We start from the raw sequence: 15,178 nt of genomic DNA on the forward strand, positions 1-15,178 counted from the left end.
TTCAATGGCCTTTCGAAATAAGCTGGCTGTAAAGCGCGGCGTAAAGGCCGGCGCTCTTTTCCCAGGAAACATCGGATTTCATCCCGAGTTTCTGCATTTGTGTCCATAGTTTCGGGTCGTGATAATAACGGATGGTCCGGCGGATCGCCTGTTTGAGTCCATCAAGCGTGACGGGGGAAAATTGCACACCGGTCGCCGACTTGTTGGCGATAGCGGCATGGTTGGCGTCGATCACCGTGTCTGCAAGGCCGCCGGTGCGGGCGACGACCGGAATGCAGCCGTAACGCAACGCATAAAGCTGGGTGAGGCCGCAGGGTTCGAAGCGCGAGGGGATGATGATCGCGTCGCAGCCCGCCTGCATGAGATGTGACAGGGGTTCGTTGTAACCGATGGCAACGCCGACGCGGCCATGGTGGCGGGATGCGGCCGCCAGGAGCGCACCTTCCAGCGCCACATCGCCCGCGCCCAGCACCACCAGACGGCCGCCGAGGGAAACGATCTCGTCCACGGCTTCGGCCATGAGGTCGATGCCCTTCTGCCAGGTGAGGCGTGAGATGACGCAAAACAGCGGGCTGTCATCGTCATCGATGCGAAAATGTTCGGCGACAGACTTCTTGTTCAGGGCCCGGTTTCTGAGATTGGCGGCGGAATAATTGTCATGAATCAGATGATCCGTTGCCGGGTTCCAGACGTCCGCGTCGATGCCGTTGACGATGCCGTGCAACACATGGGCTCGGCTGCCGATAACGCCGTGCAGGCCCATGCCGAATTGCGGGGTGAGGATTTCCTCGGCATAGGAGGGACTGACGGTGCTGAGCGCCGTCGCCGTCTGCAGTCCGCCCTTGAGGAAACTCACATCGTTATAATATTCCACGCCCTCCATGCCGAAAGCATGGGCTGGTAGCCCAAGCTTGCTGAAGATGTTGGCGCCGAACTGCCCCTGGAAGGCAATGTTGTGAATGGTGAGCAGGCTCGGAATTTCAGGCGTTTCGGCATAACGCATGTAGACTGGCGCCATGGCAGCCTGCCAGTCATGAGCGTGCAGGAGATCCGGCCGCCAGTCGGGAAATTCGCCAGCTGCAATCCGGGCCGCCGCCAGCGAAAGCGCCGCAAAGCGCTTCCAGTTGTCGGGATAATCCTTGCCGGTCTGGTCGAGATAGGGCCCGCCGGAGCGCTCGTAATAAGCGGGCGAATCGAGGATGAGGAGATCCAGTCCCTCGTGCCGGCCTTCGAGCAGATCGGCCTTTTCGCCCAGCAGGTCGGTGAATTCGTAACATTTCACCGCGTTCGTCACGGCAGCTTTCACCGCTGGGTACCCGGGTATCAGCGTGCGCGTCTTGACGCCATAGGCTTCGAGCGCGATGGGGAGCGCGCCGGCAACATCGGCGAGCCCTCCGGTCTTGATCAGGGGGTAGATTTCGGATGAAACCGAAAGGACATTCATCGGCGCTACAGGTCCAGCTTGTCGATCATCGATTGGGTGATAAGGCAGATGCCGTTTTCGGTACGGCGGAAACGTTTGGCATCCAGTTCTGGGTCTTCTCCTACAATCAGTCCTTCCGGAATGACCACGCCATGGTCGATGACGACATTGCTGAGCTGGGCATGACGCCCGATCTTCACACTCGGCAGTACTACGGCATTCTCAAGGCGGGAGTATGAATTGGCGCGCACGCCTGTGAACAGAAGGCTGCGGTTGAGCGACGCACCCGAAATGATGCAGTCACCGGAAACGACCGAAGACACGGCCGAACCACGGCGGTTCTCGTCGTCATGGACGAATTTTGCCGGCGGGGTGATTTCCGCATAGGTCCAGATCGGCCAGGATTTGTCGTAGATATCGAGGTCAGGCACCACATCCGTCAGGTCGATATTGGCCTGCCAGTAGGCGTCGATGGTGCCGACGTCCCGCCAGTAGGGGCCATGCTCGAAATCCGAACGCACGCAGGAATCTGCGAAGCGGTGGGCAACGGCTTTGCCGTGTTTCACGATATAGGGAATGATGTCCTTGCCGAAATCGCGGCTGGAAGTGGGGTCTGCGGCGTCGCGGCGCAGCGCTTCCATCAGAAATTTCGTGTGGAAGACGTAGATGCCCATGGAGGCGAGCGCAAAACCCTCATTGCCGGGAATGCCGGGCGGATCGGCAGGCTTTTCAATGAAATCGATGATCTCGTCTTTTTCATTCACATGCATGACGCCGAAGCCGGTTGCTTCCATACGCGGCACTTCAAGGCAGCCGATCGTCACATCCGCACCGGAATCGACATGCTGCTGCAGCATGTATTCGTAGTCCATTTTATAGATATGGTCGCCGGCGAGGATGACCATGTATTCCGGCCCATAGGGCTCGATAATGTCGATGTTCTGGTAAACCGCGTCTGCCGTACCCTCATACCATTGCGTTTCGGAAACGCGCTGGGAGGCGGGCAGGATGTCGAAGCTTTCGTTACGTTCGGGGCGGAAGAAGTCCCAGCCGCGCTGCAGGTGCCGAATGAGGGAGTGCGCCTTGTATTGCGTGGCGACGCCGATGCGGCGAATGCCGGAATTAAGCGCGTTGGAGAGCGCAAAATCGATGATGCGCGCCTTGCCACCGAAATAAACGGCGGGTTTTGCCCGGCGATCCGTCAGTTCCTTCAGGCGGCTGCCTCTGCCGCCCGCGAGGACATAGGCCATTGCATCACGCGCCAAAGGCTGAACTCTTTTTTCCGACATGGTGTCCTCCCTCTCTGTCTGTCAGTTTTCCGGCTCGAGCATGATCGTGGCGAGCGGCGGCAGGACGAGCATCGCCCCGATATCGCCGCCGGCATCGACCGCCTGAACGCGTCCGCCATTTCCCTTGCCGCTGCCGCCATAAATTTCGGCATCGGTGTTGAGAATCTCCCTCCACCGCCCCGCCTGGGGCAGCGGCACATAATAGTTTTCCCGATAGACCGGGGTGAGGTTGCAGATGACCGCAACCGGCTTTTCGCCGGGCGCGGTGCGCAGCCAGGCGAAGACGGAATTCTCGTGATCATCGACCACAAGCCAGCGGAAGCCGTCGGGTTCGCAATCGCGGGCGTGCAGGGCGGCTTTGGATCGGTAGGTGAGGTTGAGATCACGCACGAGGCGGCGCATGCCCTCATGCATCGGATATTGGCGCAGGTTCCAGTCGAGCGCGCCCTTTTCGCTCCATTCGCTCCACTGCGCAAATTCCTGACCCATGAACAGCAGCTTCTTGCCGGGATAACCCCACATGAAGCCGTAATAGGAGCGGAGATTGGCGAATTTCTGCCAGTCATCGCCGGACATTTTGGCGATCAGCGACCCCTTGCCATGCACGACCTCGTCGTGGGACAGCGGCAGCACGAAATTTTCGGTGAAGGCGTAAAGCAGGCCGAAGGTCAGTTCCTGATGATGGAACTTGCGATGCACAGGCTCCCGCGAGAAATAACTCAGCGTGTCGTGCATGAAGCCCATATTCCACTTGAAACCGAAACCGAGACCGCCCTCATGAACGGGCTGCGACACTTTCGGCCAGGAGGTGGATTCCTCGGCAATCGTCATGACGCCCGGATGGGTGCCATAAACGAGGGAATTCATCTTCTGCAGGAAGCGCACGGATTCGAGATTTTCGCGCCCGCCATATTCGTTCGGGATCCACTCACCTTCCTTGCGGGAATAATCGAGATAGAGCATCGAGGCGACTGCATCGACGCGCAGGCCGTCGAGATGGAATTTTTCAGCCCAGTAAAGCGCGTTGTTGATGAGGTAAGACATGACCTCGACGCGGCCGAAATTATAGATCGCCGTGTTCCAGTCGGGATGGAAACCCTGACGTGGATCGGCGTGCTCATAGAGTGCGGTGCCATCGAACCAGCGAAGTCCATGTTCGTCGGTCGGGAAATGTGCGGGAACCCAGTCCAGCAAAACGCCGATGCCAACTTTGTGAGCGCCATTGACGAAGCGGGCAAACCCTTCGGGATCGCCAAAACGTGCACTTGGGGCGTAGAGACCCGTCGTCTGGTAACCCCAGGAAGGGTCATAGGGATGTTCCGTAATCGGCAGGAACTCGATATGGGTGAAGCCCATATCCGTACAATAGGGAATGAGCTGGGCGGCGAGCTCGTCCCAACTTAGGAAGGTGCCGTCCTCACGACGCTGCCAGGAGCCGGCATGGACCTCATAGATGCTGATCGGCTGGCGGCGCTGGTCCACCTGCGCCCAATGCTCCCTATGGGCCTGATCTTCCCATTTTTGCGTCAGTTCAGACGTAGTGACGGAAGCGTTCTTCGGCCGCAACTCGGCGCGGCGGGCATAGGGGTCGGCCTTCAGCGGCAGCAGCTCGCCGTTTGCACCGAGAATCTCGAATTTGTAGGCGCAGCCGGCATAGACGTCGGGCGCGAAGATTTCCCAGATGCCCGTATCCTTGCGGAAACGCATCACATGCCGGCGGCCGTCCCAATTGTTGAAATCGCCGACGACGGAAACGCGCCGCGCATTCGGCGCCCAGACGGCGAAGTGAAAACCTTCAACGCCTTCGAGTTTCAGCGGGTGCGCGCCCATCTTGTCGAACAGCCGCAGATGCGATCCTTCCCGGACGAAATAATCATCCATGGGGCCGAGAACCGGGCCGAAGCTGTAGGGGTCTGTCACCGCCCATTCGGCATCGTCGCGGCAGGCGCGGTAACGCACCGGCTGGCGTTTCGAAATATCGATCGGGCCTTCAAAAAAGCCGTCCGGGTCCAGCTGCTTCAATTCGCCCACGAAATTTCCGTCCAGCGTCAGGACGGAAACCTCCTCGGCACCCGGAATGAAACAGCGGGCAGAAAACCCTTCCGGCGTTTCGTGAACGCCGAGAAGGGCAAAGGGATTGGAATGCAAACCGCTCTTGATCGCCTCGATTTCAGCCTTCGTGATGTCGCCAGTCTTTTTTTCTTCGGCCGAATTGAGCGGTTTTTTCATCAGGCTCTCCAGATCTCGGTGGCATATTGGCGGATCGTCCTGTCGGACGAGAACCAGCCCATGCGCGCCGTATTGCGCACTGTTTTGGCGTACCAGCTATCCGGATTACTCCAGATCGCATCTACTTCTCGCTGCGCACCGGCATAGGCGTCGAAATCGGCGGCAACCATGAACCAGTCGCTGTTGTAAATACCGTCGATCAGGCCGGCGAATCGTGAGCGGTCATCCGGCGAGAAGACGCCTGATGCGATGGACGAAAGGGCCTGCGACAGTTCCGACGATCCTTCGATGATCGCGCGGGGATTGTGACCCTCTGCACGGGCTCTGGCCACCTCATCGGCCGTCATGCCAAAAATGACGATGTTTTCTTCACCAACATGATCGCGCATTTCAACGTTGGCGCCATCGAGCGTGCCAATGGTGAGTGCGCCGTTGAGGGCGAATTTCATGTTGCCGGTGCCGGAGGCCTCCATGCCGGCCGTTGAGATCTGTTCGGAGAGATCGGCGGCGGGTACCATGATTTCCGCGAGCGAGACGTTATAGTTCGGAACAAATACCACTTTCAGAAGCCCGCGCACGGCCGGATCGTTGTTGATGACCCGGGCAATATCGTTGGCAAGCTTAATGATCAGCTTCGCGTTGTGGTAACTCGGCGCCGCTTTGCCTGCAAAGAACTTAACGCGCGGAACCCAATCCAGTTCCGGGTGAGAACGAATCTGGTCGTAAAGCGCGACGGTTTCCACGAGGTTCAGAAGCTGGCGCTTATATTCATGGATACGTTTGATCTGGATGTCGAACATGGCCGACGGATCGACGCGAATGCCCATGCGCTGCGCCACCGTATTGGCAAGGCGCACCTTGTTCAGACGCTTCACCTCGGCGAATTTCTCGCGGAACGCGGCATCGTCGGCGAAACGGTCGAGCGCTGTCAGCTTTTCCGCATCGTCTAGGAAATCGTCGCCGATCGTTTCGCGAAGCAGGCTGGTGAGGCCGGGATTGCACTGCATCAGCCAGCGGCGCGGTGTGATGCCGTTGGTCTTGTTGTTGATACGGTCAGGATAGAGGCCGTGGAGATCGGCAAAGACCGTCTCCTTCATCAGCTCGGTATGGAGGGCGGAAACGCCGTTGATCGAATGAGAGCCGATGAAAGCGAGATTGCCCATGCGCACGCGGCGCTCGCCGCCTTCATCGATGAGCGAGATGGAGCGGATCTGCTGATCCGCCATCTTCTTTTCCTTGCGGGCAAAGAGAAGCGTATTTGCGTTGATGGCGTAGACGATCTGCATGTGCCGGGGCAGAAGACGTTCGAGCAGCGGCACGGGCCAGCTTTCCAGCGCCTCCGGCAGCAGCGTGTGATTGGTGTAGGAGAAGGTACCCTGGGTGATCTTCCAGGCCTCATCAAATTCCAGCCCGTGCACATCGCATAGAAGGCGCATCATCTCCGCAATGGATATGGCCGGATGTGTATCGTTTAGCTGGATCGAGACCTTCTCCGGCAGCGAAGTAAAATCCGGATATTGCTGCAGATGGCGGCGCAGAATGTCCTGCAAGGAGGCGGAGGAGAAGAAGAATTCCTGCCGCAGGCGCAGTTCCTGACCGGCAGGCGTCGCGTCAGCAGGATAAAGAACCCGCGTCAGGCTCTCCGCCTTGTTGCTTTCACGCAGCGCGCCGATGTGGTCGCCAGCGTTGAAGGCAGCCAGCAGAATGGGATCGATCGGCTGTGCCGACCAGAGGCGGAGCGTATTGACGCGCGTGCCGCGCCAGCCGACGACCGGCGTGTCATAGGCCATGGCGATGACGCGTTCGGCCGGTTTCCAGACGAAACGCTGCGGATCTTCATAACCGCCGATTGTCTCCACCGATCCGCCGAAGCCGATTTCATAGGAGCTTTCGCGGCGTTCGAATTCCCAGGGGTTACCGTGGGCAAGCCATGTTTCCGGCAGTTCCACCTGCCATCCGTCAGCCATCTGCTGGCGGAAGAGGCCGTGCACGTAACGGATGCCATAGCCATAGGCGGGGATATCAACCGTCGCCATGGATTCCATGAAACAGGCGGCGAGACGGCCAAGGCCGCCATTGCCGAGCGCGGCATCCGGCTCCAGCCCGGCGATGACGTCAAGATCGACGCCGAGCGATGACAGCGCGTCGCGGATTTCATGCATCAGGCCGATATTGGAGATGGCGTCGCGCATCAGGCGGCCGATCAGGAATTCGAGCGACAGGTAATAAACGCGCTTGGAATTGTTGGCATAGGCCTTGCGGGTGGATTCCATCCACTTGTCGATGATGCGGTCGCGTACGACGAGAATGGTCGCGGTCAGCCAGTCATGCGGCTTGGCAACCTTGACGTCCTTGCCGATACGGTAGGTGAGGCGTTCGATGATTTCCGACGCCATGATTTCCGGGTTGGAACTGCGCGGCGCGGGACGGGGGAGATCGGCGGCGTTGAGATTATTGATCATTGGTCGGTCAGCACCTTGGTGGGAGGAGAGGGTCTGATGAGGTCGATCCGTGTTGCCTTTGCTGATGCCAGTTTATGCATCGATATGGAGGTGTGGCAACAGCAATTTTTTCGGAAAGTTGAACGGCTTAGGGTGATGAAAAATAAGAATTTTTACTCTGCGTTCCGAGGATCGCCGAAGGGATTGCCGGCCCATTACGGGTCGTTCCTGAACGGGTTTGCACGGTCGTCGCGATGGTGGGCAACGTGCAAGAAAGGGAGAGGCTGCAACACTTCTAAATGGTTCACCGGTCCTGAAATCTGTTTCGCTCTAATATTCCGTTTTGCGCGTCGAGCCGAAAATCGTGCTTATTCCGATCCGACGCCATGGACCACACACTAGCCTTCGCGGCTGCAAAAATTCAATGAAAATAAACGAGGCATCGCGGCAGCCGCACCGGTCGACGGAAGCGACGCCGCGAAACCGGGAAAATGCGGCCAGCAAAGCCGGGATTACGGAAGGAAAAAAGCCTGTGTCGTCATTTTTCCGGCGCGGATCGTCACGCTGGTATTTGGTGGAACGGCGCACCAGGGAGCACAATCGAAGGAAAAGGGTTCCGAACTCAACGCAATGCCTTCGTCCAGACCGCGCCAATAAAGTGTCGGCGGCTTGTCATCGCTTGACCAGCGGAAGGCGTGAACGCAATCACCATCCATCAGAACGGCGCTGAATCTCAATGCGGAAGAGACACCTGCCGCCATCATCTTTTCCTGGCAAAGCCGCAGCGCGGTAGAGATGGCATTGACCGGGTCCACCTCAAGGCCATGGCCGGCGGCAATCAAGAAGATCGCTTCGCTATCGCCCGTGCCGCGTCGGGATGCATAGATGTCATCGGGGATAAGGGAATCGATATCGCGCCTGATCTGCTCATAGCCACCGATCTGGCCGTTATGCATGAAAAGGTATTTCCCATGCGCAAAGGGGTGGCAATTGGCGCGCGAGACTTCGCCCGACGTTGCAGATCGCACATGCGCCATGAACATGCCCGAGCGAAGCTGGTGGCAAAGTGCCGCGAGGTTGGCGTCTGACCAGGCCGGCCGCGTGTCGCGAAAGACGCCGGGCGTTCCGCGTTCGCCATACCAGCCAAGGCCGCAACCATCACCATTAACGACGGTCTTGGCTTCCCTTGCTGCCATGGACTGGCTGACCAGCGAGGCTTCCGGCTCGATCAGCAGGCTGTCGAGCCAGACCGGTTTACCGGAATATGCAAAGAGGCGGCACATTCATGCAGCTCTGTCGAATGCCTTGTCTCCGAGCGCAAAGCCGACGGCGGCCTTCGCGTGAATGGCGGTCGAATCGTAACCCGGCAGCGGCAGGGCGTCGGGATCGATCAGCAGGGAAATTTCGGTGCAACCGAGAATGACGGAATCAACGCCGAGTGCGCGGGCCTTCTCGATGACCGCAAGATAGCGGTCACGCGAGCAGGACTTGATCTCGCCCTGGCACAATTCACCGAAGATGATGTCGTGGATGGCGGCCCTGTCTTCCGCATCCGGCACGACCACGTCGACGCCGTGGCGGCGCATCCGGTCGGTGTAGAAACCGTGTTCCATCGTGTAGCGGGTGGCGAGCAGCAGCGGCTTGCTGCGTCCATCCGTTTTCAGGGCGGCTGCGGTCTCGTCGATGATGTCAATCAGCGCCACGCCGGACATTTTCGCAACGGTGTCGGCAACGAGATGCATGGTATTGGTGCAGATCAGTACACAATCGGCGCCGGCATTGGCAAGGCGCGCGCCTGCTGCACCCAGAAGCGCGCCGGCCTCATCCCAGCGGTCTGCCTTCTGAAGGGCGACGACCTCGGAAAAATCGAGCGAATGCATGACGATATCGGCCGAGACCAGACCGCCGCGGCTGTCGCGAACCGCCTCGTTGATCATGCGGTAATAGGTTGCGGTGGATTCCCAGCTCATGCCGCCGATCAGGCCGATCCGTTTCATAAGAGTTCCCTTTCAACTTTGATTGAAAGTAAGAATGCCATCGTCGCAACGAAAACGGCATGCGTTTTTGCGCAGTTTTCGCGGCCTAGATGCAAACTTTGCGCACTTTCTGTCCTGATGTCGCAAATTTCTTGCGCGCTTGCGTTAACCTGTGCATTGTTCGCTGATGATTGATGACCGCGACCGCCGAATCCTTGCGATTCTCCAAGAAAATGCCGAAACCCCGCTCGCCGATATCGCAGAGGAAGTTTCCCTGTCGCTATCGGCCTGTTCGCGCCGCATCACGCGGCTACGAACGGAAGGTTACGTGACAGGCACCATGGCGCTGCTCGACCGGCGGAAGATCAATCTTCCGACCACGGTTTTCCTGCTGGTAAGAACGGGCCTTCATGCGGAGGACTGGCTGGACCGGTTCCATGCCGCGGTCAGCACCATCCCTGAAATCGTCGAGGTTCACCGGCTCACCGGCAATTTTGATTATATTCTGAAGCTCGTACTGCCGAATGTCGAATATTACGACACGGTCTACAAACAGATTCTGCGCCGCGTGCAGCTTTACGACATGTCCGCCTATATCTCCATGGAGACGGTGAAACTGTCGTCTTCGCTGCCGACGACGCATATCTGAGGGCTATCGAACCTTGATCAGCGTGCTGCCTTGAAACGGACGCCAAAGCGGAAGCTTCGCGTCTCGCCCGGTTGCAGCGTAATTGCATCCGCGAGTTCCGCCTGGTTGAAGGCGTTGGTCGGCGTTTCCACGGGTTCGAGCGCGATGGAGCGCCGCCTCTCGCGTGCGAGCGTATCCCCGGTAAAGACATGCATGTGCCCACGCTCCTGCCAGACCGTCAGGCTTGAACCGTCATGCGGGTTTTCGAGCCTCGTCTCGTAAAGCCCGTTTGCGGATGCAATCAGATCGGTGAAACAGGCATCGACCACATGCCCGGCCAGCGGGGTATGGAGAAAAAGGGTGTCGTTCCGTTTGAGTAACCCGCCCTGTGGGTTTCGCAGGGGGATGAGATACTCGTTTGTTTCAATTGCTGTTCGCGAAGGCAGAGTGAGGAGAAGGTCGTCGATGGACGTGGTGCCAGGCAGGCGGAAATAGGGATGCCAGCCGGCGGCGAAGGGCAGGGGCCGGTCGTCGCGGTTGATGCCGCGTATGTCGATGTTAACGTCATGGTCGACGAAGCGATATTCCACTTCGATGGCGAGACGGTAAGGGTAACCGCTGAAATCCGCAGGCGATATTTCGGCACGGAAGATGAGAGTATGAGCGCCGTTTTCCTCCGATGACTGGGCGAGGACGAAGAGCAGGGCTCTGGCAAATCCGTGGAAGACGAGGGCTTCATGGGCAAGCACCGGCTCAATGCGGTGCGTCTGCCCGGCAAAACTAAACCGACCATCCGGGATGCGGTTGGAGAAGGGCGCGAGAATGCCGTTCCTCACGCCATTTTGGGACTGCATTTCGGCGGGCGTCGAATATCCGTCGACAAGATTTTCGCCTCCGCTGCCATCGGCAGAGACCGGCCGCCAGCTCAGAAGCGTCGCCCCTTGATAAGCGATTTCGGCAATGAAACCGGTTCCGGAAACGGTCAGACTGGCAATTCCCGTGCCTGTCGCGGAGGTGGTCATCGGGAAATTGTCCTTTGCATACATGCGTCTGCTGTCATCGGGGCCACTGCCGTGCCGATTCGCCTGATCATCTTCGCTGAAAGACAATTTCGCAATGGCTCGCAGGGACTGTATCAACAGGCTCCTGCCATCCCCTGTCTGCCGGTCAATCAGTCCGGAAAGCTTCGCTTTGCGCCGCTGAAAAACTCCATAAGCGCTGCCTGGTCCTCTCCACCGAGCCCTGCTGCCGTGAGCATCCGGTGCACCTCGGCGCAAACAGCCGTCAGCGGCATGGCCGTGTTGGTGCGTCGGGCGAGATCCTGCGCGCCGTTCAGGTCCTTCACCATATTGTCGATCCGGCCGGTGCGGCGGTAATCCCTTGCCACGTAACGCGGCATGTACTCCTGCAGGATGGCGCTGTCGGCGCGGCCACCCTTCAGTGCCTGCGGAATTTTTGCGGCATCGACGCCGGCGTCCAGCGCCAGTTGCGTCGCTTCCGCTACAGCAAGGAAGTTCAGACCGCACAGAACCTGGTTGATGAGTTTCGTGGTCTGCCCTGCGCCGCAGGGTCCCATATGAGTGTAATTGCTGGCCACATGTCGCAGCACGCGATGCGCATCGGCCACATCCTTTTCGCTGCCCCCCGCCATAAGCGTCAGTTGGCCGACAAGCGCCTTGGGCGCGCCGCCCGAAAGCGGGCTGTCCACCCAGCGCAGGCCCTTTTCGGCGGCATCGGCTGCCAGTTCCTTTGTGGCTTCCGGATCGATGGAAGACATGTCGATGATGAGCGTGCCGGGCTTGGCCCCCGCCGCGACGCCATCCTTGCCGAAGACGGCAATGCGAACGATTTTCGGCGAATTGAGGCTGAGAATGACTACATCGGAAATCGACGCTGCTTCCGCCGCTGTGCTCGCGCTCTGCGCGCCGAGGCTCGTCAGTGCCGCCACCTTTTCCGCATCCAGATCGAAAACCGTCAGCTGATTGCCGGTCTCTATGAGCCGTGTCCCGATCGCCCCGCCCATGGCGCCTGCGCCGATCAGTGCAACTTTGTTCTTCTCGGTCATGGTGGTCACGGCCTCCTCCCAAAGCGTCGTGGTGTCGTCGTTCAAGCCCGGATGGCGGTGCAGCCGGCCATCCGGGCCTGGGGTGTCAAAGCGAGGCGGTAATGCCGCCGTCGACGTAGAGAATGTGGCCGTTCACGAAGGATGATGCATCGGACGACAGGAAAATGCAGGCGCCGACGAGCTCTTCGACCTTGCCCCAGCGACCGGCCGGCGTGCGCTTTTCAAGCCATGCCGAAAAGGTCTCGTCCGCAACAAGGGCGGCGTTGAGCGGGGTGTCGAAATAACCGGGCGCAATGGCGTTACACTGCAGTCCATATTTGGCCCAGTCCGTCGCCATGCCTTTTGTCAGGTTGCCAACGGCACCCTTGGTGGCGGTGTAGGGGGCGATGCCGGGGCGGGCAAGGGCGGTCTGCACGCTGGCAATGTTGATGATCTTGCCACGGCCGCGGCCGATCATGTGGCGCGCGGCAGCCTGCCCGGCGTGAAACACCGAGGCGACGTTGGTTTGCAGCAGGCGCTCGAAGGCATCCGCCGGAAAATCCTCCAGCGGCGTTCGGTGTTGCATACCGGCATTGTTGACGAGGATATCGATGGCGCCGACCTCCGCTTCGAAACGGTCGATCGCCTCGCGCGCCGCGCCGTGATCGGTAGCATCGAAGGCAAGCGTTCTGGCACCCTTGATGCTGGCTGCCGCTGCCTTCAGCTTCACCTCATCGCGCCCGTTCAGCACCACTTCCGCCCCTGCTTCCGCCAGCCCGTGCGCCAGCGCCAACCCGATGCCCTGGGACGAACCCGTGATCAGGGCGCGGCGGCCGGAAAGATCGAACAAATTAAGGCCCACTGTTTCCTCCAGTCTCTCGACATTGCATTCTTGAAAGTATATGTTACCGATAACATTCATCCGTTTGAGGGCGGATGTCAAGGCTGATGCGCCCGCTTTCGGTACGTATCGGGCGGGTGGCGAACTGACAAGGCGCGTCGAGGCGCATCTTGCGGCAGCAATGGGATGAAGAATTTTATGCGCCATAATGGCGCGCGCTTGAACGGGAGTTGTCATGAAAGCGATTGTCGCCCACGGGGCAAAGGATGTGCGCATCGAAGACCGGCCGGAGGAAAAGCCGGGACCGGGTGAGGTGCGGCTCCGTCTGGCCAGGGGCGGAATCTGCGGCAGTGATCTGCACTATTACAATCATGGCGGTTTCGGCGCCGTGCGGTTGCGTGAACCGATGGTGCTGGGCCATGAGGTCTCCGCCGTAATTGAGGAACTGGGCGAAGGCGTCGATGGGCTGAAGATCGGCGGTCTGGTTGCGGTTTCGCCATCCCGGCCGTGCCGAACCTGCCGCTTCTGCCAGGAAGGCCTGCACAACCAGTGCCTGAACATGCGGTTTTATGGCAGCGCCATGCCTTTCCCGCATATTCAGGGCGCCTTCCGCGAGGTCCTGGTGGCCGATGCCCTGCAATGCGTGCCGGCCGATGGCCTGAGCGCCGGTGAGGCCGCCATGGCGGAACCGCTGGCGGTAACGCTGCACGCCACCCGCCGAGCCGGTGATATGCTGGGAAAACGTGTGCTTGTCACGGGCTGCGGCCCGATCGGTATCCTCTCCATTCTGGCCGCGCGCCGCGCCGGTGCAGCTGAGATCGTCGCCACCGATCTTTCCGATTTCACGCTTGGCAAGGCGCGTGAGGCGGGTGCGGATCGCGTCATCAATAGCAAGGACGAGCCCGACGCGCTTGCCGCCTACGGTGCGAACAAGGGAACCTTCGATATTCTCTATGAATGCTCAGGCGCCGCCGTGGCGCTTGCCGGCGGTATCGCGGCGCTTCGCCCGCGCGGCATCATCGTCCAGCTTGGCCTTGGCGGCGATATGAGCTTGCCGATGATGGCGATCACCGCCAAGGAACTCGATCTGCGCGGTTCCTTCCGCTTCCATGAGGAATTCGCAACCGGCGTTGAATTGATGCAAAAGGGCCTGATCGATGTCAAACCTTTCATCACCCAGACCGTTGATCTCGCCGATGCCATCTCGGCCTTCGAATTCGCTTCCGACCGCAGCCGCGCCATGAAGGTTCAGATCGCTTTTTCGTAAGCAAGGTTTCTACGCGCGACTACGCCGACGTTTCGATTGGCGGCGGGTCATCCCGCCGCCCATTTTTTTGGGCTGATTCTTGGTCGTGGCGACTCGCGTAGATGTTATCGATATCATCGACTGCTTCGGGACGTCATTCCGGCCTGGAGCCGGATCCAGCCGACACGCGTCTGCGCGACGAGAGAGTCCTTGCGGCCCAAGGACTTGGGCTGACTGGATTCCGGCTCGAGGCCGGAATGACGGAGGGAAAGTGACGGACGCCAGCAAACGCTCCAGCCTGTCATACCCCCCAACACAACTGCCGCATATTTTGCCCGGACTGCACCCAGGACCGTCTATACCAGCGTCGTCTCTGCCCATTTGCACATTTTGACGCAGGTCAAAAAGGTGATTTGCCGCCAGTCGTTTTTTGCGTTATCGAAATTTCAGAAATTACTGAAAATTCAGAAAGAAGAGAAATGTCTTCCAATCTCTCCCCGCTCGTTCAGTCCTTCGTGCTGCATTTCGGTGAGATGGGCAGCCGCTGGGGCATCAACCGCACTGTCGGCCAAGTTTATGCTCTGCTTTACATATCGCCACAGCCGCTCTGCGCGGACGATATTGTGGAGGCGCTCGGCATTTCGCGGTCCAACGTGTCGATGAGCCTCAAGGAACTGCAAGCCTGGAATCTGGCAATCCTCAAGCACTTCCCCGGAGACAGGCGTGATTTTTTCACGACGCCTGAGGATGTCTGGCACATCCTGCGAACGCTTGCTGAGGAGCGCAAGAAACGCGAAATCGATCCGACCCTCAGCGTGCTTCGGGAAATCCTGATGGAAACGCCGGAAAACGAAGATGAGCGTCATGCGCAGAGGCGTATCGATGAGATGAAGACGCTGATCGAGCAGCTGACGGGTTGGTATGACGATGTGAAAAGGCTGGAGACGGAACGGCTGGCTTCTCTTCTGGCGCTCGGTTCCAAAGTCACCAAGCTTCTGGAGGCCAAGGACAAGATCGTTTCCCTTGGTCGGCCCCGCGTCGCGAAAAAGGACGGCTGAGGC

Annotated in this window: 12 protein-coding genes; 3 read left to right on the plus strand and 9 right to left on the minus strand. The window is 59.2% G+C overall.

What is annotated here, in order from left to right:
* Position 1: 1 nt before the first annotated feature.
* The 6 genes from glgA to ACZ47E_RS14940 all read right to left on the minus strand — a co-directional run bounded on the left by glgA (position 2) and on the right by ACZ47E_RS14940 (position 9,379).
* Positions 2-1,444, minus strand: a complete 1,443-nt coding sequence (gene glgA / locus ACZ47E_RS14915; RefSeq protein WP_044459461.1) for a glycogen synthase GlgA — start codon at positions 1,442-1,444, stop codon at positions 2-4.
* Between the two features lie 5 nt (positions 1,445-1,449).
* Positions 1,450-2,712: a glucose-1-phosphate adenylyltransferase gene (gene glgC, locus ACZ47E_RS14920; RefSeq protein ID WP_004437759.1), complete on the minus strand. Its 1,263-nt coding sequence runs from the start codon at positions 2,710-2,712 to the stop codon at positions 1,450-1,452.
* A gap of 21 nt (positions 2,713-2,733) precedes the next feature.
* Complete coding sequence (gene glgB, locus ACZ47E_RS14925; protein ID WP_006698098.1) at positions 2,734-4,941, minus strand: 1,4-alpha-glucan branching protein GlgB; 2,208 nt, start codon at positions 4,939-4,941, stop codon at positions 2,734-2,736.
* Complete coding sequence (locus ACZ47E_RS14930) at positions 4,941-7,403, minus strand: glycogen/starch/alpha-glucan phosphorylase (protein WP_004437765.1); 2,463 nt, start codon at positions 7,401-7,403, stop codon at positions 4,941-4,943. Before ACZ47E_RS14930 ends, glgB begins: the two co-directional genes overlap by 1 nt.
* Before the next feature lie 491 nt (positions 7,404-7,894).
* Entirely contained in the window at positions 7,895-8,665 is a 771-nt protein-coding gene (locus ACZ47E_RS14935; protein ID WP_004437768.1) for a class II glutamine amidotransferase, read from the minus strand.
* Positions 8,666-9,379: an aspartate/glutamate racemase family protein gene (locus ACZ47E_RS14940; protein WP_112416458.1), complete on the minus strand. Its 714-nt coding sequence runs from the start codon at positions 9,377-9,379 to the stop codon at positions 8,666-8,668.
* A 166-nt stretch (positions 9,380-9,545) separates the two neighbouring features.
* Between ACZ47E_RS14940 and ACZ47E_RS14945 the strand changes: the two genes are divergently transcribed.
* Complete coding sequence (locus tag ACZ47E_RS14945) at positions 9,546-10,007, plus strand: Lrp/AsnC family transcriptional regulator (RefSeq protein WP_003508584.1); 462 nt, start codon at positions 9,546-9,548, stop codon at positions 10,005-10,007.
* Positions 10,008-10,024: 17 nt separating this feature from the next.
* Here the strand turns inward: ACZ47E_RS14945 and ACZ47E_RS14950 are convergent, their stop codons facing one another.
* The 3 genes from ACZ47E_RS14950 to ACZ47E_RS14960 form a co-directional block, all read right to left on the minus strand.
* Positions 10,025-11,008, minus strand: coding sequence for an aldose 1-epimerase (locus ACZ47E_RS14950; protein WP_112637380.1), 984 nt, complete (start codon positions 11,006-11,008; stop codon positions 10,025-10,027).
* Between the two features lie 149 nt (positions 11,009-11,157).
* On the minus strand, positions 11,158-12,051 hold the full coding sequence (locus ACZ47E_RS14955; protein WP_112637379.1) for an NAD(P)-dependent oxidoreductase: 894 nt from the start codon (positions 12,049-12,051) through the stop codon (positions 11,158-11,160).
* Between the two features lie 85 nt (positions 12,052-12,136).
* Entirely contained in the window at positions 12,137-12,892 is a 756-nt protein-coding gene (locus tag ACZ47E_RS14960; RefSeq protein WP_278067693.1) for an SDR family oxidoreductase, read from the minus strand.
* A 214-nt stretch (positions 12,893-13,106) separates the two neighbouring features.
* On the opposite strand from ACZ47E_RS14960, the gene ACZ47E_RS14965 reads away from it, so the two are divergent.
* Both ACZ47E_RS14965 and ACZ47E_RS14970 read left to right on the plus strand, forming a co-directional pair.
* Complete coding sequence (locus ACZ47E_RS14965) at positions 13,107-14,138, plus strand: L-idonate 5-dehydrogenase (protein WP_022563448.1); 1,032 nt, start codon at positions 13,107-13,109, stop codon at positions 14,136-14,138.
* A gap of 458 nt (positions 14,139-14,596) precedes the next feature.
* Entirely contained in the window at positions 14,597-15,175 is a 579-nt protein-coding gene (locus tag ACZ47E_RS14970) for a GbsR/MarR family transcriptional regulator (RefSeq protein WP_004437788.1), read from the plus strand.
* Positions 15,176-15,178 lie beyond the last annotated feature (3 nt).

The organism is Agrobacterium sp. 5Ca39 (genome assembly GCF_055382365.1).